At 73.7% G+C, this 20,494-nt stretch carries 18 protein-coding genes; 10 read left to right on the top strand and 8 right to left on the bottom strand.

The window, feature by feature from the left end; translation table 11 throughout:
• Positions 1-70: 70 nt before the first annotated feature.
• The 4 genes from ACIQVZ_RS04040 to ACIQVZ_RS04025 form a co-directional block, all read right to left on the bottom strand.
• Positions 71-1,060, bottom strand: coding sequence for an ABC transporter substrate-binding protein (locus tag ACIQVZ_RS04040; protein WP_402447020.1), 990 nt, complete (start codon positions 1,058-1,060; stop codon positions 71-73).
• A 91-nt stretch (positions 1,061-1,151) separates the two neighbouring features.
• The gene (locus ACIQVZ_RS04035) at positions 1,152-1,994 is read right to left on the bottom strand and encodes an ABC transporter ATP-binding protein (protein ID WP_402447017.1); all 843 of its coding nucleotides are present in this window, start codon (positions 1,992-1,994) and stop codon (positions 1,152-1,154) included.
• Positions 1,994-3,028: a FecCD family ABC transporter permease gene (locus tag ACIQVZ_RS04030; protein WP_402447015.1), complete on the bottom strand. Its 1,035-nt coding sequence runs from the start codon at positions 3,026-3,028 to the stop codon at positions 1,994-1,996. The genes ACIQVZ_RS04035 and ACIQVZ_RS04030 overlap by 1 nt, the downstream gene beginning before the upstream one ends.
• Complete coding sequence (locus tag ACIQVZ_RS04025; RefSeq protein ID WP_350875675.1) at positions 3,025-3,990, bottom strand: iron ABC transporter permease; 966 nt, start codon at positions 3,988-3,990, stop codon at positions 3,025-3,027. The genes ACIQVZ_RS04030 and ACIQVZ_RS04025 overlap by 4 nt, the downstream gene beginning before the upstream one ends.
• Before the next feature lie 268 nt (positions 3,991-4,258).
• On the opposite strand from ACIQVZ_RS04025, the gene ACIQVZ_RS04020 reads away from it, so the two are divergent.
• Together ACIQVZ_RS04020 and ACIQVZ_RS04015 are read left to right on the top strand one after the other, a co-directional pair.
• Positions 4,259-5,059, top strand: a complete 801-nt coding sequence (locus ACIQVZ_RS04020; RefSeq protein WP_402447012.1) for a (2Fe-2S)-binding protein — start codon at positions 4,259-4,261, stop codon at positions 5,057-5,059.
• A 104-nt stretch (positions 5,060-5,163) separates the two neighbouring features.
• Entirely contained in the window at positions 5,164-5,565 is a 402-nt protein-coding gene (locus tag ACIQVZ_RS04015; protein WP_402447011.1) for a VOC family protein, read from the top strand.
• Here the strand turns inward: ACIQVZ_RS04015 and ACIQVZ_RS04010 are convergent.
• The gene (locus ACIQVZ_RS04010; protein WP_402447009.1) at positions 5,526-5,900 is read right to left on the bottom strand and encodes a DUF6191 domain-containing protein; all 375 of its coding nucleotides are present in this window, start codon (positions 5,898-5,900) and stop codon (positions 5,526-5,528) included. The genes ACIQVZ_RS04015 and ACIQVZ_RS04010 overlap by 40 nt on opposite strands.
• A gap of 105 nt (positions 5,901-6,005) precedes the next feature.
• Here ACIQVZ_RS04010 and ACIQVZ_RS04005 point away from each other — a divergent pair, with 105 nt between their 5' ends.
• From ACIQVZ_RS04005 to ACIQVZ_RS03985, 5 genes are all read left to right on the top strand, one after another.
• A complete protein-coding gene (locus ACIQVZ_RS04005; RefSeq protein WP_402447007.1) occupies positions 6,006-6,764 on the top strand; it encodes a dienelactone hydrolase family protein in 759 nt (252 codons plus the stop codon).
• Positions 6,765-7,232: 468 nt separating this feature from the next.
• Entirely contained in the window at positions 7,233-8,111 is an 879-nt protein-coding gene (locus tag ACIQVZ_RS04000; RefSeq protein WP_402447006.1) for an alpha/beta fold hydrolase, read from the top strand.
• A gap of 114 nt (positions 8,112-8,225) precedes the next feature.
• On the top strand, positions 8,226-10,316 hold the full coding sequence (locus ACIQVZ_RS03995) for a protein kinase (RefSeq protein ID WP_402447003.1): 2,091 nt from the start codon (positions 8,226-8,228) through the stop codon (positions 10,314-10,316).
• A complete protein-coding gene (locus tag ACIQVZ_RS03990; protein ID WP_350875206.1) occupies positions 10,313-10,615 on the top strand; it encodes a glutaredoxin domain-containing protein in 303 nt (100 codons plus the stop codon). The genes ACIQVZ_RS03995 and ACIQVZ_RS03990 overlap by 4 nt, the downstream gene beginning before the upstream one ends.
• Before the next feature lie 825 nt (positions 10,616-11,440).
• Entirely contained in the window at positions 11,441-13,078 is a 1,638-nt protein-coding gene (locus ACIQVZ_RS03985; protein ID WP_402447001.1) for a M4 family metallopeptidase, read from the top strand.
• Positions 13,079-13,172: 94 nt separating this feature from the next.
• Here the strand turns inward: ACIQVZ_RS03985 and ACIQVZ_RS03980 are convergent, their stop codons facing one another.
• From ACIQVZ_RS03980 to ACIQVZ_RS03970, 3 genes are all read right to left on the bottom strand, one after another.
• Positions 13,173-14,465, bottom strand: coding sequence for an MFS transporter (locus tag ACIQVZ_RS03980; protein WP_402446998.1), 1,293 nt, complete (start codon positions 14,463-14,465; stop codon positions 13,173-13,175).
• Between the two features lie 239 nt (positions 14,466-14,704).
• Positions 14,705-15,691, bottom strand: a complete 987-nt coding sequence (locus ACIQVZ_RS03975) for an ABC transporter substrate-binding protein (protein ID WP_402446995.1) — start codon at positions 15,689-15,691, stop codon at positions 14,705-14,707.
• Between the two features lie 59 nt (positions 15,692-15,750).
• A complete protein-coding gene (locus ACIQVZ_RS03970; protein WP_350875214.1) occupies positions 15,751-16,539 on the bottom strand; it encodes a MerR family transcriptional regulator in 789 nt (262 codons plus the stop codon).
• 434 nt (positions 16,540-16,973) lie between these two features.
• Between ACIQVZ_RS03970 and ACIQVZ_RS03965 the strand changes: the two genes are divergently transcribed.
• The 3 genes from ACIQVZ_RS03965 to ACIQVZ_RS03955 are packed head-to-tail and all read left to right on the top strand — an operon-like array spanning position 16,974 to position 20,433.
• Positions 16,974-18,536, top strand: a complete 1,563-nt coding sequence (locus tag ACIQVZ_RS03965) for a flavin-containing monooxygenase (RefSeq protein ID WP_402446993.1) — start codon at positions 16,974-16,976, stop codon at positions 18,534-18,536.
• Positions 18,533-19,531 carry an alpha/beta fold hydrolase gene (locus ACIQVZ_RS03960; protein WP_402446990.1) on the top strand — a complete coding sequence of 333 codons (999 nt, stop codon included), beginning with the start codon at positions 18,533-18,535 and terminating at the stop codon, positions 19,529-19,531. Before ACIQVZ_RS03965 ends, ACIQVZ_RS03960 begins: the two co-directional genes overlap by 4 nt.
• On the top strand, positions 19,528-20,433 hold the full coding sequence (locus tag ACIQVZ_RS03955) for an SDR family oxidoreductase (RefSeq protein ID WP_402446987.1): 906 nt from the start codon (positions 19,528-19,530) through the stop codon (positions 20,431-20,433). The genes ACIQVZ_RS03960 and ACIQVZ_RS03955 overlap by 4 nt, the downstream gene beginning before the upstream one ends.
• Positions 20,434-20,494 lie beyond the last annotated feature (61 nt).

The following is a 20,494-nucleotide window of genomic DNA, read 5'->3' as shown; positions in this document are numbered from 1 at the left end:
GGGTGACGGCGGGCGGTGGCGGTGGCGGCCACAGCGGCAGCCGCCTCCGCCCGCCGTCGTCCGTCGGCGGTTACTTGGGCGCGTCCACGCCGGTGGCCTTGGCGATGTCGCCGAGCATGGCGTCGGCGGCCTGGACGCCGATGCCGGACATCCAGGTCTCGTCCGGGACGTTGAAGACCTTGCTGTTCTTGACGGCGTTCAGGCCCTGCCAGACCGGGGTCTGCTGGACCTCGCTCTCCTTGGTCTTGGACGGGTCGTCGGCGGTGGTGACGAACACCAGGTCGGCGTCGGCCTGGTTGATCTGCTCGGCGCTCACTTCGAGGATGTTCTTGTCGACGTCCTGGGCGGCCGGGCGGGCCAGGCCGACGTCCTTGAGCACCACGCCGCTGTAGGAGGCCTTGGCGTAGAGACGGGGCGGTCCGGCCACGAAGCGGACCACCGAGGCGGTCGGCATGGCGCCGCCGTTCTTCGCCTTGATCGCCTCACCGAGCTTGGCGGCCCGCGCCTCGTAGTCGGCGAGGGCCTTCTTGGCCTCGTCCTCCTTGCCGAGCGCCTGCGCGTAGAGGGCGAGGTTCTCCTTCCACGGGAACCCGGTGGTCTCGGCGAGCACGGTCGGCGCGATGGCGTTCAGCTGGTCGTAGACCTTGGCGTGGCGGACTTTGGAGGAGAGGATCAGGTCGGGCTTGAGGGAGGCGATCAGCTCCAGGTTCGGCTCGTTCATCGGGCCGACGTCCTTGGTGTCCTTGATCTTGTCCTTGAGGTAGTTCGGGAACCCGCCCTCGGTCTTCATGTGCGGCGACACCGCGCCGACCGGCGTGATGCCGAGCAGGGTGACGTCGTCCAGCTCGCCGCTGTCCAGCACCACGACGCGCTTGGGCTGGGCCTTGATCTGGGCCGTTCCGGCGGCGTGGGTGACGGTGCGCGGGAAGCCGGCGGAGGCGCCGGCGCTCGCGGAGGAGGCGTCCCCGCTCTGCTTGGTCCCGCCGTCGCTGCCGCAGGCGGCGAGCAGCGTGGTGGACAGGGCGACGGCGAGGGCGGCGACGGGGAGGCGGCGGTTCATGGGGGTCCTTGGATCGGGTCGAGCGGGTGTCGGGTTGCGGGGCGTCGGGGGTGAGGAGTGTCGGGGGTGACGAACGGGTGGCGGTCGGCGGTCAGCGGTCGGCGGCGCGCGGCCGGGTCCGCGCGCGGGGGACGACCAGCGGTGTGCCGGTCTCCGGGTCGGGCACCACCCGGCACGGCACCTGGAACACGGCCTCGACCAGATCGGCGGTGAGGACCTCGGCGGGGGGCCCGGCGGCGGCGAGCCGCCCGTCCTTGAGCACCACCAGGTGGTCGGCGTACCGGGCGGCCTGCCCGAGGTCGTGCAGCACCATGACGACGGTGCGTCCGGCCTCGGCGTGCAGGTCGGCGACCAGGTCGAGGACGTCGAGCTGATGGCGCAGGTCGAGGAAGGTGGTCGGCTCGTCGAGCAGCAGCAGTTCGGTGTCCTGGGCCAGGGCGAGCGCGATCCAGGCGCGTTGGCGCTGCCCGCCGGAGAGCCGGTCGACCTGCTGCTCGCGCAGTTCGGCGGTGCCGGTCCGGGCGAGGGCGTCCTCGACGGCGGCCTGGTCGGCCTTGGACCACGGGCTGAGCATCCGCTGGTGCGGGTACCGGCCGAGCCGTACCAGCGCCTCGACGGTGATCGCCTCGGGGGTGACCGGCTGCTGCGGCAGCAGGCCCATCCGCTTGGCGAGGGTCCGGGCGGACATCCGGTGGATGTCGGAGCCGTCCAGGGTGACGGTGCCGGCGGCGGGGTCGAGCAGCCGGACCAGTCCGCGCAGCAGGGTCGACTTGCCGCAGGCGTTGGGCCCGACGATGGCGGTGACGGCGCCGCCGGGCAGTTCGAGGTCGAGCCCGTCGACGATCGTGCGGTCGCCGTAGCGCAGGTGAAGGCCGTGCGCGGCGAGCCGGTTGGGGGTGGTGGTGACGGACTCGACGGTCGTCGTGGGCGTCATCAGTTGCTCCTCTGGGGAGGCCGGCCCTGGCGGATCATCAGCGCCAGGAGCCAGGGCGCGCCGAGCGTGGCGGTGACGGCACCGACCGGCAGGCCGTGGACGGGGATCACGTGGAGCACGAGGAGGTCGGCGGACAGCAGCAGGACGGCGCCGGTGAGCGCGGTGAGTCCGAGCGTGCTGAGGGTGGGCGGCCCGGCGAGCAGCCGGACCAGGTGCGGGACGGCGAGCGCGACGAACGCGACCGGGCCGGTGAGGGCGGCGGCCAGCGAGGCGAGGGTGATGCCGAGCAGCAGCAGCCAGAGCCGGTCCCGGCCGGGATCGAGGCCGAGGCCGCCGGCCGAGTCGTCGCCGAGGTCGAGGACCGCGATCCGGCGCTGGCACAGCAGCACGGCCAGGGCGGTCAGCGCGATGGCGGTGCCGCCGATCCACACCTCGGTCCAGTTGCGGCCGTAGAGCGAGCCGGTGGTCCACTGCATCGCGGAGGAGGCCAGCTCCGCCGGGAACCGTACGATCATCAGGTTCACGGCGGCGGCGAGGCCCTGCTGCACCGCCAGGCCGACCAGCACCAGCCGGGTGACGGCCATCTTCGACCGCCAGGCGAGGCCGCCGAGCAGCAGCGCCGCCAGCAGTCCGCCGCCGAGCGCGGCCAGCGGGATCAGCTGCTGGGAGGCGCCGGTGGCGAGCATCAGCACCGCGCCGAAGGACGCGCCGCCGGTGACACCGATGGTGTCGGGGGAGGCCAGCGGGTTGCGGAAGAGCCGCTGGAGCATCGAGCCGGCCATCGCCAGCCCGGCCCCGGCGATCAGCGCCGACACCACCCGGGGCGCCCGGAACTGCTGCACCACCAGGACGTTCCCGGGTTCGCCCTGCCCGACCAGGGCGCGCAGCGCGTCCCATCCGGACAGGCTCACCTGTCCGGTGCCGAGCGCGACGCCCGTCAGCACCACCAGGACGGCGGCGGCCAGTGCCGACCACGCGGCGGTGCGGGCCCGGCGGCGGGCGAGCGTGCCGACGGGCACGGCGAGCGCGGTCACCGGGCCACCTTCCGGGCCAGTACGGCGAGCAGTGGCGCGCCGAGGAAGGCGGTCACGATGCCGACCTCGATCTCGGAGGGGCGCACCACGAGCCGTCCGAGCACGTCGGCGGCGAGCAGCAACAGCGGACCGGCGATCAGGCAGCCCGGCAGCAGCCAGCGGTGGTCGTTGCCGAGCAGCGGGCGGACCAGGTGCGGTGCGGCCAGTCCGATGAACGCCACCGGCCCGGCGACGGCCACCGCGCTGCCCGCGAGCAGGACGACGGCCAGCCCTGCGGCCAGTCGGATCCGGGCCACCGGCACGCCGAGCGACTGGGCGGTCTCGTCGCCGAGGGCCAGCGCATTGAGGGCGGGCGAGATCGCGAACGCGCCCAGCAGGCCGAGCACCAGGAACGGCAGCACGGGGGTGAGGGTGTCCAGCTGCCGCCCGCCGATCGAGCCGGCCAACCAGAACCGGGCCTCGTCCAGGGTGCGGTGACTGGCCAGCATCAGCGCGGAGGTCCAGGAGGTGAGCACCACGGTGAGCACGGTGCCGCCGAGCGCGAGCCGGACCGGGTCGAGGTCGCCGCCGCGCCGGGACATCGCGTACGCGGCGACCGCGGCGACGGCCGCCCCGGCGAAGGCGAACCAGACGTACTCGACGGGCCGGGTGAGGTCCAGCGCGTAGATCGCGGCGACCACGGCGAGGCTCGCGCCGGCGTTGACGCCGAGGGTGACCGGGGAGGCGAGCGGGTTGCGGGTGACGCCCTGGGCGACCGCCCCGGCGACGCCGAGCGCGGCCCCGACGGCCAGTCCGATCACCGTTCGCGGCAGGCGAAGGCCCGTCACCACGTCGGCGTCGCCGCCGTGGGCGGCCCCGGTGAGGGCGTCGGCCACGGTGGACAGCGGGATGGAACGGGAGCCGAGCGCGAGGCTCAGCGCGGCACACAGCACGAGCGCGCCCACACCGGCGACCAGCAGCAGGGGCCGCTGGACCGTCGACGATCGAGGCGTCGCCGGGGCTGTGGTGGCCGGCGGGTCGGTTCTCAACACGAGTCGAGATCTTAAGTTAGGTTTGCCTAAGTTCGTCAATCTCGGGTCGCCCGGTCCGATGCCGGGCCGTTCGCCGCGGCGTCACCCCGCCCGGGTGTCGCGGGTGTCGCGCCGCCCGTCCTGGGCGGTGCACTTCCTGAGACGTTGTAAGGTGAGCCTCACCTTATTCGATCATGCGGAGTCGATCCACGGAGCGCCGATGATCCCCGGAACACCCCTGCCCGTCGCGCCGACGTCCACCCTGTCCGGCGACTACCGGCGCCTGCGCGAGCTCTGCCCGGTGCTGGAGCTGCGCCTGCTCGGCGCCGACGAACCCGACCCCCGTGCCGCCGACGGCTGGTACTCGGGGGCCGAACTCGCCACCGACGAACGGGCCCTGGCCGCCGTCCTGGCCGGCGAGGAGGAGCGCATCGCCGCCGAGCACGGGCGCGCCCCCCGCCCGCACGTCACCGCCTCCAGACTGCTGCACCACTACGTCTGGTCCGCGTGCCTGCTCATCGCGGGCCCCTGGCACATCGCCCGGAAAGTCCCCCTCGTCGACCCCGCCGACCTCTGGCTGCACGCTCCCACCGGGGGCCTCGCGCTGCGCCCGCGCGGCCACGTCACCCTCCCGGGTGACGACGAACTCCGCGCCGAACTGCGGGCCGCCGTGGTCGCCCACGTCGAGCCGGTGCTCGCCGCCTTCGCCGCCCCCAGCCGGCGCCGCGACCGCGCGCTCTGGGGCATGGTGACGGACGACCTCGCCTCGGCCGTTTGGTACCTCGGCCGGATGCTCGGTGAGGAGGACGCGGGGGTCGTCGCCGCCGAGGCGGTGCTGCCCGGCGGCACCCTCCCGCTGCCCGGCGCCGCCGACTTCCGCCGCCTGCACACCCCCGACGGGCGCGGCCACCCCACCCGTACCCGGCTCGGCTGCTGCCTCTACTACGCCGTCAAGCCCGAGGCCGCCGCCTGCCTGACCTGCCCGCGCACCAGCGACGAGGAACGGCTGCGCCGGTTCTGAGGGGTCCGTCCGCGGATCGCCGTCGGGGGATCGTCGACGGGATTGCGGGTGGGGGGATCGTCGTGGACGGCTCGTTGTCAGTGGTATCGGCTAGGGTCGCGGCCATGATCGATTCGACGACGCGGATTCGCATCGCCCGGCCCTCACACGACCTCGCGGCGGCCGAGCGCTTCTACGTCGGCGGCCTCGGCCTCGACGTGCTGTGGCGCACCACCGAGCGGGTGTCCGGCGAGCACGACCTGCTGATGGTCGGCCCGCCCGGCGGATCCTGGCACTTCGAACTCACCCACGACCCGGAGAACCCGCTGGAGCCCACCCCGACGGTCGACGACCTGTTCGTCGTCTACCTCGGCGCGCCGGTGGACGACGCCCTGGTCGCCCGGCTGGAGGCCGCCGGCGGCACCCCGGTCCGGGCCCACAACCCCTACTGGGAGGAGTTCGGCGTGACGATATCCGACCCGGACGGCTACCGGCTGGTGCTCTGCTCCCGTGGCTGGGGAGCCTGACCGCCTGTCCGACCCCGTTCGGTCTCGCCGCCCGCCCCGCCCCCGCCGTGCAGCACCGCCACGCCCCGGTCCAGGTCCACGCCGAAGTGTGGCGGCGCTCCGACCTGGGCGTCGTCCCGCAGCGTCAGCTGTTCCCGCCGCTGTTCGACCTGCACCCGCTTGCCCGGGCTGAACAGCGCCTGCAACTCCTCCAGCCCGCCGCCCAGGCCCACCCCGCTGCTCCCGCCGCCGCGCCGCCAACGCCCCGACGACTCGCCCCGGATCTGCCATGCGATCAGGAGCACCAGCCCGATCACCGCCGCCGCCACGCACGCCACATCTACGATGACACCCATGTACGCCCAACGCCGGGCGGTCGCACCCGCGTTCCCCGAGGGCGCCGCGCCGACGGCGGCGTCCACCGGCTACCCTGCCGCGCGAACCGAAGGAGACCCCTCACCATGACCGTGCGCGGAACCACCGTGGACATCCCGACGGCGGACGGCACCGCCGACGCCTACCTCGCCCATCCCGACGACGGGCGGGCCCACCCCGGCGTCATCCTCTACATGGACGCCTTCGGGCTCCGGCCCCAGCTGAAGGACATGGCCGACCGGCTCGCCCAGGCCGGGTACGCCGTGCTGGTCCCCAACGCCTACTACCGGAAGGGCCGCGCGCCGGTCGTCGAACTGCCACCGCTGATCGACCTGGAGAAGGACCCGACGATCTTCGAACGGATCGGCCCGCTGCTCGCCACCCTCACCCCCGAGGTGATCGTCCGCGACGCGGACGCCTACCTGCGCTGGCTCGCCGAGTCCCCGCTCGTCGAGGACGGCCCGGTCGGCCTCACCGGCTACTGCCGCGGCGCCATGCTCGCCCTGCGGACGGCCGCCAGCCACCCCGACCGGATCGCGGCCATGGCCGGGTTCCACGGCGGCGGCCTCGCCACCGAGGCGCCGGACAGCCCGCACCTGGGCGCCCCCCGGATCACCGCCGAGGTGTACTTCGGCCACGCCGACGACGATCCGTCCATGCCCGCCGAGCAGATCGAACGGCTCGCCGGGGCCCTCACCGCCGCCGGTGTCCGGCACCGGGAGGAGGTCTACCAGGGCGCCCCGCACGGCTACACCCAGGCCGACACCACCCGCTACGACGCCGACGCCGACGCGCGCCACTGGGAGGCGGTGCTCGACCTGTTCAAGCGGACCCTGTCGGCCTGAGCCGCCGGACAGCCGGACAGCCGGACAGCCGGGGCGGCGGCCGCGGTGTGGCCACCGCGATGCCGCCCCGGCCGGGGTCGTGCAGGCGCAGGCCGGTGACGGCCTCGCGCCACAGCACCTCCTCTTCGTCCTCCGGTCACACAACGGAGGCGAGGTGTTCGGGTTAACGTGGAGCCGGGCGGCCATGGTCCGGTGCCTGACAGCGAGTCCGGGCCCGACCGATGGCCGACCCGCCGGGCGTCGGGGAGGCGCCCGGGACTCGTGGCAGTGGTGAGCAACGAACCCGCCTCACCCGGCACCACAGGCCGCGGCGGGGCGGACGGATCCAGGGGGGAACCGAACGTGCAGAAGACGGAGAAGAGGCGGAACGCGCGGGAACCGTGGGGCACGCGGGACGCGCAGGGCATGGGGGGAGTACAGGTAGGACGGGGCACACGGGGCACACCGGACACGCGGGGCACGCGGGCCATGCGGGACGTGCAGGACGCCATCGCGCAGGTGCTGGCCGAGCGCGTCCCCGGCGGGGTGCGGCGGGGCGAACTCGACCGTGGCGGGCGGGCATTGCGCTGGGTGGAGGCGGGGCACGGCGGCCCGCCGGTGGTCCTGCTCGCGGGCTGCGGCACCTCGTCGCTGACCTGGGCGCCGGTGCTGCCCGAACTGGCCGCGCACAGCCGGGTCGTGGCGTACGACCGGGCCGGGCTCGGTGCCAGTGACCCCGCTCGCGTCCCCGGTCCGTCGCTGGAGTCCCCGACCGGGGACCTGGCTGCCCTGGTGGAGCACCTCGGCGCCGGCCCGGCCATCCTGGTCGGGCACAGCTGGGGCGGCCAGCTGGCCCAACTCCTCGCCTGGCGGCGCCCGGAACTGGTGGCCGGCCTGGTCCTGGTGGATCCGGCGCACGAGGAGTTCCAGCCACCGGCCATCCGCGCGGCCGAGGCCGTCCTGTTGCGGGTGGGGCTGCTCCGGGCGGCCATGACGCCCGCCGCCCGCCGGGCCGAGGGAGCCGTCGCGAGGGCCGAGGCGGCCGTCGAGGCACACCGCCACCAGCGGCGGACCGTCCTCGACGAGAACCGGCTGACGGTCCTCGCGGTCTCCGAGCTCCGGCGGCGGCGCGCGGCGGCTCGGCTGCCCGACGTGCCGGTGACCGTGCTGAGCGCGACCGACGGCCTGCCGGGAGCGATGCGCGCCCGCTGGACCGTACTCCAGTCACACGTCGTCGCCGACGCGGCCAAGGGGTCGCACATCGTGGTGCGCGGCGCGGGCCACCACGTCCACGCCGACCACCCGCAGGCCGTCGCCGCCGCGGTCCTGGAGGTGGTCGGGCACGCCCGGCAGGGCCGGGACAGCTGACGCGGCGGCCCTCAACCCCTGGCCGGACAGCGCCTGCTGACCGTTCGACCCCCTCTGGCACACTGGGGGCCGAACGGCCCGCTGGGGAGGGTCATGACACATGGGGGCGGGAGTATGAGGGGTCCGGGCGCCGTGCTCGGCGGGCGGTACACGCTGGTCGAGCGGATCGGCGGCGGGGGGATGGGTACGGTCTGGCGGGCCGACGACACGGTGCTGGCGCGGCCGGTGGCCGTCAAGATCCTGCACTCGGCGCTGTTCGAGGACGACACCTTCATCCAGCGCTTCCGCCGGGAGGCCCAACTGGTCGCCGCGATCGACCACCCCGCCGTCGTGGACGTCCACGACTACGGTGAGAGCGGCGGTGCCGAGGGCCGGGAGGGCGGCGAGGGCGGTGACCCTGGGGACCGCTGCGCCTACATCGTCATGGAGCTGGTCGACGGCCGGCCGTTGGACCGGGTGCTCTCCGAGGAGGGCCCGATGCCTCCCGAGCGCGCCCTCGGCCTGGTCGCCGCCGCGCTGGACGGCCTGCACGCCGCCCACCGCCGGGAGATCGTGCACCGTGACCTCAAGCCGTCCAACCTGATGGTGCGCACGGACGGCCGGGTGACCATCACCGACTTCGGCATCGCCCGGGCGATCGCCAGCACCAAGATCACCGCCTCGCACGCGATCGTCGGCACCGCCCTCTACATGGCCCCCGAGCAGGCCGAGGGAACGGGCACCGGGCCGGCCTCCGACCTCTACTCGATCGGCGTGGTCTGCTTCGAACTGCTCACCGGGAAGCCGCCGTTCGTCGGCGAGAGCGTGTTGGAGGTCGCGCTCAAGCACGTCCGCCAGCCGGCGCCGGAGCTGCCGGGGGCCTTCCCGGCATCGGTCCGTGAGCTGGTCGCGAAGGCACTGGAGAAGAAGCCGGAGGACCGGTTCGCCGACGCCGCCGAGATGGCGGCCGCGGCCCGGGCGGCGATCGGTGCGAAGGACGCGGGCGTTGCGGCGGGTGTGGGCGTAGCCCCGGCCGACACCGGGACGGTCGACCTCAGGGCGGCGGCCGGGGGCGCCGGCGCGGCGAAGGCCGGTGCCGACCAGCCGGCGTCGGGCGAGCGCCCGGCGTCGGGTGACCCCGCGCCGGGCGAGGACGAGGTCGCGAAGGTGGGGCCGCAGCCGGTGACCGAGCCGGGCAAGCGCCGGTCGCGTCGCGCACTGCTGGTACCGGTGATCGTCCCCGTGGTCATCTCGATGGGCACGGCGACCGTCCTGCTGGTGGATCGCGGCCCCGGCCGGTCGGACGCGGCCGAGCCGCCCGCCGCCCAGCCGACCGTCGTCGTGACGGCCCCGGTGACCCCGGGCACGGGCACCCCAACGGCCCTGGCCACGACGCCGCCCGCCACGTCGACACCCTCCGACACCCCGGTCGCGGCCCCGGCCGCCGATCAGCAACCGGGCACCCCGAACCAGCCGGGCGCGCCCGTTCAGGCCCCCGCGCCGGGCGGCAACGGAGGCGCGGCGGGCCGGGGTTCCGGCGCGGGCGCGACGGGCGGCGGCAACGCGGCCGGTGGTGGCGGCGCCTCGGGCGGTTCTGCGGGCGGCGCCTCGGGCGGCTCCGTCGGCGGGGCTTCGGGCGGCCGGTCCGACCAGTCCGGCGGCGGGGGCGGCACCGCCAACCAGCCCGCCAACCCCAATCCCAACCCGCAGCCCCCGGCCCAGAACGCGGCCGGTGGTTCCCCCGCCGGGGGAGGCTCCACGTCCGGCGGCGGTTCGCCCTCGGGTGGCGGCAACCCGCCGGCCCCGCAGACCCCCACCCGGCCGGCGTCGTGCGGCGGCACCTCCTGGACCACCATCGTCAACGTGAAGGACGGCCGCCCGATCGGGATGGCCCGCGACGAACTGAGCGGCGACAACCCGATCGTGGTCGGCGGCGCGTCCCAGTACGGCTGGGTGCGGGCGACCGACCCCGGCTCCTGGATCAGTTTCAACGCCTGCAACAGCGGCGGGCCGCTGCTCGTCCAGACCATGGACGGCAAGGTCACCCTGAGCGGAGGTTTCAGCTTCCTGACCAACTGGACGGTGCGCAGCGGGTCCGCCCAGGGCTCCTACACGCTGGCCGACTACCAGAATCAGCGTTGCATGACCGACAACGGTCCGGGGAACGCGGTCACCATGGTGACCTGCACCCCCGGCAACACGGCCCAGGAATGGCGGTTCCAGTGACATCGACCGGCGGAGCCGACGACGGTGTGGTCCTCTACTGGCGGCCGCTGTGCACGTTCTGCATGAACCTGCGCCTGGCGCTGCTCTTCACCCGCCTGCGCTACAGCCGGCGGTTCACCATGGTGAACATCTGGAAGGATCCGGACGCCGCCGCCTTCGTCCGCTCGGTCGCGGACGGCAACGAGACCGTGCCGACCGTCACCGTGGCCGGGCGACCGATGGTGAACCCGTCGATCCGCCAACTACTGGCCGCAGTACGGGAGTACGCGCCGGGCGTGCTCCCGGGGAAGCCTCGCTGACCCGTCCGGTCGAGGAACGGCACCCCTTCGCTCTCCCGGTCCGGATCCCGATCCCGCCGCCGCTTCCGGCCCCGACTCCGCTGCCGCTTCCGTGACCGGACAGGCCCGGTGTCGGCGGCGGTTGAGCGCGTGTGCCGACCAGGCTCGGGTGCCCGTACGGGCAGGGCACCCGGGGGCCGGGGCGGGCGAGCGGGGCGCCGGGGGAGCCGGGCGCCATCGTAGATGCCGGTGGAGGAGGGGCAGTTGTTGGACACGGGCCCTCCCCGTCTCCGGCGCGCCCCCGGGCCCCGCTCTCAACTCGCCGACTGCGCTGAGGAGTCGGGTGAACACGAGGTCCGGTGGCGCTAGCAGATGACCCGACGTCGGGCAAGGGTGGCCGGTGGCGGGACCTCGCCAAGCGGATGTCAAGATTCCGTATTGGAAGTTCTACAGGCATGTAAAAGTCGATTCCGGCTCGCTCGGCTCGGCGCGCCGAATCGGCGTTCGATAGTCGATCGGGCATCGGTGCAGGCAGTCGGCCGTGATTCGGGTGGGAATCCACTGCAAGGCGCGGTGAATTGCCCCGCTTTGCCCACCGCTTGAGAGCCCTGGCGAGCTGGCGGGACCTGGCCAATCGCTGAGGTAGACCTGTCAATTCACCTGCTGGATTGTCATGCTTCTGGACAGCCCCGGCGGTAGCCCCCACCCCCACCCCTTGGTGGCTCGCCGCTCGACCGCCCGGGGTTTCAGCACGTCAGCGCCCATTTCCGCCCCACAGGTGCCGACCCCGGCCCCCGGAACGCGGCGCGACCGCGTCCACACGCGGTTTCCCGGAAGGACTCGCACGTGAAGCGAAAGCTCGCAGCTGTCGCCGTACTGTCGGCCACCGCCCTGCTGACCGGTGTGATCCAGGTGAGCACCGCCGCCCAGGCCAGCCCCGTAGCGGGCGTCCAGGCCCAGGCAGACCACCAGCACGCGGCCGTGCTCGCCCTGGCCGGCGGCCAGTCCGGCCCGCTCGCCAAGGCCCTCGCCCTCGGCGAGAAGGAGCGGCTCGTCGCCAAGGACGCCGTGGTGGACAAGGACGGCACCCGGCACCTGCGCTTCGAGCGCACCTACGCCGGCCTGCCGGTGCTCGGCGGCGACCTGGTCGTCCACCAGAAGGCCAACGGCTCGGTCAAGTCGGTCGACAAGGCGGTCTCCGCCAAGCTCGCGCTGCCGAGTCTGACCCCGCAGATCCCGGCCGACCAGGCCGCCGCGCAGGCCACCGGCGCCGTCCAGGCCACCGTCGGCGTCGCCGCGGACAAGGACGAGTCCCCGCTCGCCGACGTGCACCAGACCGGCAAGGCCGAACTGGTCGTCTGGGCGAGCGACGGCAACCCGCGCCTGGCGTACCGCACCACCGTCGAGGGCGTGCGCGCCGACGGCACCCCGAGCAACCAGGTGCTGGTCACCGACGCCGCCACCGGCCAGGTGCTGTCCACCCACGAGAAGATCGAGACCGCCGCCGGCACCGGCAAGGGCGTCTTCGTCGGCCAGGTGCCGCTCACCACCGCGCAGAGCGGCTCCAGCTACTCGCTGAAGGACGACACCCGCGGCGGCCAGTCCACCACCGACATGAACAACGGAACCGCCGGCAACGGCTCGCTGTTCGCCAACACCTCCAACAACTTCGGCGACGGCACCGCCTCCAACCGCGAATCCGCCGCCGTGGACGCCCAGTTCGGCGCGGCCACCACTTGGGACTTCTACAAGAACACCTTCGGCCGCAACGGCATCCGCAACGACGGTGTCGGCGCCGCGAGCCGCGTCCACTACGGCTCCAACTACGTCAACGCCTTCTGGGACGACAGCTGCTTCTGCATGTCCTACGGTGACGGCAACGGCGACGCCGCCCCGCTCACCGAGATCGACGTGGCCGGCCACGAGATGAGCCACGGCGTCACCGCCGCCACGGCGAACCTCAACTACGCGGGCGAGTCCGGCGGCCTCAACGAGGCCACCTCCGACATCATGGGCACGATGGTCGAGTGGTACGCCAACCTGCCCTCCAACCCGCCGAACTACTGGATCGGCGAGCTGATCAACCTGAACGGCAACGGCACCCCGCTGCGCTACATGGACCAGCCCAGCAAGGACGGCCAGTCCGCCGACTCCTGGTCCGCCGGCGTGGGCAACCTCGACGTGCACTACTCGTCGGGCGTGGCGAACCACTTCTTCTACCTGCTGTCGGAGGGCAGCGGCGCGAAGAGCATCAACGGGTTCAACTACAACAGCCCGACGGCCGACGGCTCCTCGCTCGCGGGCATCGGCCGGGACAAGGCCGCGCAGATCTGGTACCGCGCGCTGACCGTCTACTTCACCTCCACCACCGACTACGCGGGCGCCCGGGCGGGCACCCTCAGCGCGGCGGCGGACCTGTACGGCAACGGCAGCGCCGAGTACAACGCGGTCGCGGCCACCTGGACGGCGGTCAACGTCAACTGACGACCGCCTGAGTGGGCCCTGCCGAACCACGGGTGCCGGCGGGCAGGGCCGCACGGCGGGGGCGACGGTGTGCGGACCACCGTCGCCCCCGCCGTCATGTGCGCGGGGCGCGGCGCGCGGGCGCGGCGATGCGGGGTCGGAGGCCGGAAGCGTCAGACCGGCCGTCGGTCGTAGCGCCGGTCGGAGCGGTCGGAGTGCGGCGACGGTAGCGCTGTTCGGTCGCGGTGCACGCGGCGAGCAGCAGGGCGGCCGCCGCCGCGGCCGCGGTGATCGCGAACGGCGCGGCGGGCGCGAAGTGCGTGGTCGCCCAGCCGCCCAGGAAGGTGCCGGCCGACTGGGCCAGGATCAGCGCGCTGACCAGCGCCGCCATCGCCTCGCCCAGCCGGACGGCCGGCACCGTCCGCTCGACCAGGCCGAACATCGTGATCATCTGCGGTGCGACCGCCACCCCGAGGAGGCCCACGGCGGCGGTCAGGCTCCACAGGCTCCCGGCGGAGACGAGCAGGACGCAGGAAGCGGCGAACAGCAGCACCGTGCCCGCCCGCAGCCGGGACGCCAACTCCCACCGGGCGGGCAGGCCCGCGGTGGCGATCCCGGCCAGGGAACTGGTGAACCCGATGAAGCCGTACAACAGCCCGGCGGCGCCCGGCCGGCCCAGTGCCTCCGTGGTGGCGGTCACCCCGACCTGCACCGAGCCGAAACACGCGCCCAGCAGCGCCATCCCGGCCAGCAGCAGGGCGTAGGGCACGGTGAGCAGCCGCTCGGCGGAGCGGGCCGGGGACTTCGGGATGCCGGGGGAGGCCGTCGGGTGCAGCGCGAACAGGGTCGCGCAGACGCCGGACAGCGCGGCCGCCACGAGCAGGCCGACGGCGGGGGAGGAGACGGTGGCGAGGACCCCGACCAGTGCCGGCCCGGCGGTGAAGCCGACCTCGTCGACGATCCCGTCCAGCGACAGCATGACGGAGGTCAACTCCCTTTTGCCGGAGGTCAACCGGACCCACCGGCTGCGCGACAGCGGGCCGACCAGCGGGACGGACAGGCCGACCACGGCGGCGGGTGCGAGCTGCCAGCCGAGGGCCGAACCGTGTTGCGAGGCGGCCACCAGCGCCACCAGTGCCGTCGCGTTGACCAGCGCGGCGACCAGCCCGACCGCCCGCTGCCCGCGTCGGTCCGCCAGCCGACCCACCAACGGGCCGCCGGCCGCCTGGCCGACCGCCAGCGCACCGGCGACCAGGGAGCCGCGCCACACGCTGTCGGTGTTCCGGCTCACCAGCAGCAGGGTGCCGATCGGGCTCATCGCGTTCGGCAACCGACCGAGCAGCGACCACAGCAGCACCCGGCCGCCGGTCAGTTGCGCCGCCGTACGGAACTTCACGACCACGGACATCGGTACGCCCCCACACGGAGCCGGCGCGGGCGCCCGCCTCCCGTCACCGGCCCGACCAGGCGACAGCGACCTGCGGGTGAGTCTCGACGGTAGGGGTGCGGTCGGGGGGTGGGTAATCGGTCGATCGACCAGTGGCGTCGGGGGCGGGGGAGGGGCGGGGTTGGAGGAGTGGACAACGGGTGGGGCGTGCGCGGGTGCGGCCGTCCGCCGTCATCGGGCCGTGCGCCGCCGGGGGGCGCTCAGGGCGCGAGGTCCTTCCGGATCTGGTCCAGGATCAGGCCGGCACCGGTGTAGCCGATCCCGAGCATCCACAGGTTGTCGTCGACCCGGAACACCCGGCCGGTGCGGACGGCGTCCAGGCTCTTCCACAGCGCGCCATCGGTGATCCTGCCCTGGTCGGACTTGGCCGCGTCCCCGTAGACCGAGTAGAAGATGACGTCGGCCGCCGCCTGGTCCACCTGCTCGGGGCTGATCTCGACCGAGAACCCGGGCTTGTCCTGGTTGGCGGGCCGGCCGAGCCCGAGGTCCTTGAACAGCGAGCCGACGAAGGTGTCGTTGAGGTACAGCCTGGTCGGTGCGCCCGCGAGGAAGCGGGCCATCTCGACCCGGGTGGCGGCGGCCTTGGCCGGGCCACCGAGTGCGGTGACCAGGTCCCGCGCCTTCGTCCGGTACGCCGCGTCCACCGCTTCGGCTTCGGCCTGGCGGCCCATCGCCTCGGCGTGCAGCCGGACGTTCTCCTTCCAGGTGGGCCCGGTGGTCTTGGACAGCACCGTCGGCGCGATCTTCGCCAGCTCGTCGTACCGCTTGTCGTCGCGCACCTGGTTGCTCAGAATGAGGTCCGGCCGCAGCGCCGCGATCGCCTCCAGGCTGGGCTGCCCGATGGCGCCGACGGCCTTCGTCGCGGCCAGCCGTTCGGCGGGCAGGTAGGCGGGGAAGGGAGCGCCCTCGGCGACGGTGGTCGCGCCGACCGGCGTGAGCCCGAGGGTGACCACCGAGTCCAGCGCGTCGGTGTCCAGCGCCACCACCCGGGCGGCCCGGGCCGGTACGGTGCTCTCGCCGCGAGCGTGCCGGACGGTCCGGGGGCCTGACCCGCTGGCCCCGCCCGGCTCGCCTGTCGAACTGGCGCTTGGGGCTGAGGAGTTGGGGCCGCAGGCGGCGAGCGCGAGGCCCGGGGTGAGCCCGGCGGCGAGGCCGAGCGCGGCGCGGCGACTGAGGGGTCTGGGCATCGGCGGTTCCTCCAACGGGTGGGCAGGGCGCGGGAATCCCTGCCCTCCCGCCGGAGGGGTTACGCCTCGGTGTCGTTCTCCCGTCGCTGGCGCAGCAGTTCGTCGTACTCGGCGGGCACCCGCCGGTCCATCGCGAGGGCGAACTGAGCGTCGACGACCGTACGGGCCAGCGGCCGAACCCGCAGGATGCGTTCGGTGAGCCGGGTCGCCTCGCCGGGCGGCAGCGGGGCGTCGGCGGCGAGGGCGCCGAGCAGGTGCTCGCCGACCACGTCGATGAAGATCTCGGCGATGGCTTCCACGTGCTCCTGGGTGCGCCGGCTGGCGTCCAGCACCACGGAGAGCGGTACGCCCTCGGCGACGAGTGCGGTGGTGGCGTCCATCAGGCGGCGGCTGATGTGGGTGATCCCGTCGTCGTCGATCGTGATGTAGCCCTGGGCGATCGACTCGGCGGTGTTCTCCTCGGTGAGCTGGTCGTCGAAGACGGTCCTGAGCTCGTCCCAGTCCAGGCGCACCGGGGTCTCGTCCGACCAGGGGGCGACGATCGCGGCCTCCAGCCCGATCAGCTCGGCGACGTCCCGCCCGCTCTCGCCGGCGCCGATCAGTTCGGCGATGCCGCCCAGGGTGTGGCCGCGGTCCAGCAGTTCGCCGATCATCCGCAGCCGGGCCAGGTGCTCTTCGCCGTACCAGGCGATCCGGCCCTCCTTGCGGGGCGGCTGGAGCAGTTTGCGCTCGCGGTAGAAGCGCAGCGTCCGGCTGGTGATGCCGGCCGCCTCGGCCAGTTCCTCCACCCGGTACTCGCGTTTTCCGTCACCCGCAGCAGCTCTGACCTTGTCCACGGCGATCAGCATAGGTCCGTCACCTCCGAAGGCTCCCGGAATCCGGGTGGTCGCGCTTCTTCCATCCGGTGTCAGCAAGGGCTACCCTGCCAATCATGCCAGTGATTACTGGCGCGATTGGGGAGGCCTCGACGCCGGTCGTCGGGGAGCCCTCCCGGCAGTACGGCACGGCAACACGGCAGGGCAGCGCGGCAAGGCGGCGCACAGGGCAGTACGGCAAGGCAGTGCGCCGAGCATCATGCAGAGCAGTACCAGAGCGACACCGCGGCTTCACCCGGGCGCATCAGGGCAGCATCAGGGCAGCGCCAGGGCGGTACGGGAGCAGTCGAGCACGGCACGAGCACAGCACGAGCACGGCGTCGTCGGCGCGCCAGGAGGCGCGGCACGAGCGGGCGCCACGGTACGGCAGCGCGAAGATCATCGCCCCACCCTCAGGAGGAGGCCGCATGGCATCCAGCAGCAAGCGCCCCCGCTCCGGCACGTCCGGTGCCCCCGCGGCGGACGAGGCCGTCCCGCACGTGCGGGTGGCGGTGGTCGGCTCCGGCTTCGGCGGTCTCGGCGCCGCGGTCCGGCTGCGCCGCGCCGGGATCACCGACTTCGTCGTCCTGGAGCGGGCGGACTCGGTCGGCGGCACCTGGCGCGACAACAGCTACCCCGGCTGCGCCTGCGACGTGCCCTCGCACCTCTACTCCTTCTCCTTCGCGCCCAACCCCGCGTGGCCGCGCAGCTTCTCCGGCCAGCCGGACATCCGCGCCTACCTGGAGAAGGTCGCCACCGTCTTCGGCCTCCGCCCGCACCTTCGGTTCAACACCGAAGTGCTGGAGGCGCGTTGGGAGGCCGAACAGGTCCGCTGGCGGATCACCACCTCGGCCGGCCAGTGGACCGCGGACGCGGTGGTCTCCGCCGCCGGACCGCTGGCCGACCCGCAGATCCCCGACCTGCCGGGGCTCGGCGCCTTCCCCGGCAAGGTGTTCCACTCCTCCCGCTGGGACCACGACTACGACCTGACCGGCAAGCGGGTCGCGATCGTCGGCACCGGGGCCTCCGCCGCCCAGATCATCCCGTCGATCCAGCCGAACGTCGGCAGGCTGACGGTCTTCCAGCGCACGCCCGCCTGGGTCCTGCCGCGCCGGGACCGCGAGATCAGCCAGTTGGAGAAGTGGCTGCACGACCGCGTACCGGTCACCGGGAAGATCCGCCGCGGCACCCTGTTCGCCCTCCGGGAGCTCCAGGTGGACGCCTTCGTACGCCGCCCGGGCATGCTGCGCGTGGTCCAGCAACTCGCCGAACGCCACCTCGCCCAGGGTGTTCCCGACCCGGCCCTGCGCGCCAAGCTCACCCCGGACTACCGGATCGGCTGCAAGCGCATCCTGCTCAGCAACACCTACTACCCGGCGCTCGCCGCGGCCAACACCGAGGTCGTCGCCTCCGGCCTGCGCGAACTGCGCGGCTCCACCCTGGTCGCCGCCGACGGCAGCGAGCACGAGGTCGACGCCATCGTCTTCGGCACCGGCTTCCACGTCACCGACATGCCCATCGGGGCCCGGGTGTTCGGTGCCAACGGCACCAGCCTGGCGGAGGAGTGGAAGGACGGCATGGAGGCGCTGCGCGGCTCGGCCGTGCACGGCTTCCCGAACCTGTTCTTCGTGATCGGCCCCAACACCGGCCTCGGCAACAGCTCGATGATCCTGATGATCGAGTCCCAACTGAACTACCTGATCGACGCGTTGACCACGCTCAAGTCGATCGGCGCCACCGCGATGCAGCCCACCGCCCGGGCCCAGCGGCAGTGGAACCTCGAACTCCAGCACCGGATGGACCGCACCGTCTGGACCACCGGCGGTTGCCGCAGCTGGTACCTGGATCCGAACGGCAAGAACACCGTGCTCTGGCCCGGCTCCACCACCGCGTTCCGCCGTGCCACCCGCAAGGTCGACCTCGGCGAGTACGAACTGATCATGCGCGCCGACCAGGACGCCGCCCGTACCGCGCAGGAGGTGTCCGCATGAGTGCCGCCGAGCTACCCGCCGAGTACGTCCCGCCGCTGCCCGTCGAGGAGTTGAGCATCCGATCGGCGGACGGGATCCGGCTGCACGTCGAGGTGCACGGCCAGCCCGGGGCGCCGACCGTCGTGCTCGCCCACGGCTGGACCTGCTCAACCGCCTTCTGGGCTCCGGTGATTCGCCAACTCGCCGACCGCTACCGGGTGGTGGCGTACGACCAGCGCGGCCACGGGCACAGCGAGATCCCGCCGAGCCGGGTCCGCTACTCCACCCGGGCGCTGGCCGAGGACCTCTCCGCCGTCCTCGCCCGGACCGTCCCGGTGGGGGAGAAGGCCGTGCTCGCCGGGCACAGCATGGGCGGGATGACCATCATGGCCGCCGGCGGCCGACCCGAGATCGCCGACCGCACCGCCGCCGCCGTCCTGGTCTCCACCGGGCCGGGGGAGCTGGTGGACGAACTCACCGTGCTGCCCGAGGGGGTGCGTTCCCCGAGGCTGCGCCGCTTCCTGAACCGCCTGCTGCTGCGCTCCCGGCTGCCGCTCGGGCCGGTCTCGCCGGTCAGCCGGGTCGCGCTCAAGTACGCCACCATGGGCCCGGGTTCGTCCGCCGGGCAGGTGGAGGCGACGGCCCGGATCGTGCACGCCTGCCCGACCGCCGTCCGCGCCAACTGGGCGGCCGTCCTCGACCGCCTGGACGTCCACTCCGGACTCGCCCGGCTCGCCGCACCGACCGCCGTCGTGGTCGGCACCGCGGACCGGCTGACCCCGCCGGTGCACGCACACCGGATCGTCGCCGAACTCACCGACCCGCAGGGGCTGTTGCTGCTTCCGGGGGTCGGGCACATGGCCCCGCTGGAGCGGCCGGTGGAGGTCGCGGCCGAGATCCACCGCTTGGCCGCCGCGTACCTGTCCGCCGCACCCGCTTCCGTCTCCGCTCCTGCCTCCTCCACCGCTGCCTCCTCCGCCTCTGCGCCCGTCTCCGAGAGGACCGCCGCCGCATGAACGCCATCCCGCCGTTGTCCGCACAGGTCGTCGTCGTCACCGGGGCCGCCCGCGGGGTCGGGGCTGCGCTCGCTCGCACGCTCGCCCGGCGCGGGGCCAAGGTCGCCCTCCTGGGGCTGGAGCCGGACGAGCTCAAGGCCGTCGCGGCGCAGTGCGGCGCGGCCGCGACCAGCTGGGAGGTGGACGTCACCGACCTCGACGCGCTCGGCGACGCCGCCCGTCGGATCAAGGGGCACTACGGCCGGATCGACACCGTGGTCGCCAACGCCGGCATCGCCATCGGCGGGCCGGTGGTGGACAGCGACCACCGGGCGTTCAGCCGGGTGATCGAGGTCAACCTGCTCGGCAGCGTCGCCACGGCCAGGGCCTTCCTGCCCGCCCTCGCCGAGAGCCGGGGTTACCTGCTGCAGATCGCCTCGCTCGCCGCGCTCACTCCCGCGCCGCTGATGAGCGCGTACTGCGCCAGCAAGTCCGGGGTGGAGGCCTTCGCCCACTCGCTCCGTGCCGAGGTCGCCTACCAGGGAGTCAAGGTCGGTGTGGGATACCTGAGTTGGACCGACACCGACATGGTGCGCGGCGCCGACGAGGACACCGTGCTCAAGCAGATGCGGACCAGGCTGCCGTGGCCGGCCAACAAGACCTACCCGCTGGAGCCCGCAGTGGAGCGGATCGTCGCCGGCATCGCCCGGAGGTCCGCCCACGTCTACGCGCAGGCCTGGCTGCGCGGCATGCAGCCGGTCCGCTGGCTGCTGCCGAGCCTGATCGCGGCGGTCGGCTCCCGCGACGTCGCCCGGATCGCGCCCCAGCTTGCCGCCACCGCCGCCTCCCGGTTGCGCGCCGTCGGGGCCGGCGGAGCTGCGGACACGGCGGTGCGAGGCGGCCGGAGCGGCGCCGGCGGCTGACGGGCGCTGACTTGCACAGCTGACGGCTGACAGAATTCAACTGACAGATAACAGATAACAG

This window comes from Kitasatospora sp. NPDC098663, from assembly GCF_044760075.1.
GTDB lineage: Bacteria > Actinomycetota > Actinomycetes > Streptomycetales > Streptomycetaceae > Kitasatospora.
Note: the sequence above shows the minus strand (reverse complement) of the source record. Positions and strands in the feature narration are given on the sequence as shown.

Excerpts from the sequence above, each read along its gene's own strand:
- ACIQVZ_RS04005 (WP_402447007.1), top strand. The coding sequence starts at position 6,006 with ATGACCGTGCGCGGAACCACCGTGGACATCCCGACGGCGGACGGCACC.
- ACIQVZ_RS04020 (WP_402447012.1), top strand. The coding sequence starts at position 4,259 with ATGATCCCCGGAACACCCCTGCCCGTCGCGCCGACGTCCACCCTGTCC.
- ACIQVZ_RS03980 (WP_402446998.1), bottom strand. The coding sequence starts at position 14,465 with ATGTCCGTGGTCGTGAAGTTCCGTACGGCGGCGCAACTGACCGGCGGC.
- ACIQVZ_RS03975 (WP_402446995.1), bottom strand. The coding sequence starts at position 15,691 with ATGCCCAGACCCCTCAGTCGCCGCGCCGCGCTCGGCCTCGCCGCCGGG.
- ACIQVZ_RS03995 (WP_402447003.1), top strand. The coding sequence starts at position 8,226 with ATGAGGGGTCCGGGCGCCGTGCTCGGCGGGCGGTACACGCTGGTCGAG.
- ACIQVZ_RS03960 (WP_402446990.1), top strand. The coding sequence starts at position 18,533 with ATGAGTGCCGCCGAGCTACCCGCCGAGTACGTCCCGCCGCTGCCCGTC.
- ACIQVZ_RS03955 (WP_402446987.1), top strand. The coding sequence starts at position 19,528 with ATGAACGCCATCCCGCCGTTGTCCGCACAGGTCGTCGTCGTCACCGGG.
- ACIQVZ_RS04035 (WP_402447017.1), bottom strand. The coding sequence starts at position 1,994 with ATGACGCCCACGACGACCGTCGAGTCCGTCACCACCACCCCCAACCGG.
- ACIQVZ_RS04010 (WP_402447009.1), bottom strand. The coding sequence starts at position 5,900 with ATGGGTGTCATCGTAGATGTGGCGTGCGTGGCGGCGGCGGTGATCGGG.
- ACIQVZ_RS04000 (WP_402447006.1), top strand. The coding sequence starts at position 7,233 with ATGCGGGACGTGCAGGACGCCATCGCGCAGGTGCTGGCCGAGCGCGTC.
- ACIQVZ_RS03970 (WP_350875214.1), bottom strand. The coding sequence starts at position 16,539 with ATGCTGATCGCCGTGGACAAGGTCAGAGCTGCTGCGGGTGACGGAAAA.
- ACIQVZ_RS03965 (WP_402446993.1), top strand. The coding sequence starts at position 16,974 with ATGGCATCCAGCAGCAAGCGCCCCCGCTCCGGCACGTCCGGTGCCCCC.
- ACIQVZ_RS04015 (WP_402447011.1), top strand. The coding sequence starts at position 5,164 with ATGATCGATTCGACGACGCGGATTCGCATCGCCCGGCCCTCACACGAC.
- ACIQVZ_RS04040 (WP_402447020.1), bottom strand. The coding sequence starts at position 1,060 with ATGAACCGCCGCCTCCCCGTCGCCGCCCTCGCCGTCGCCCTGTCCACC.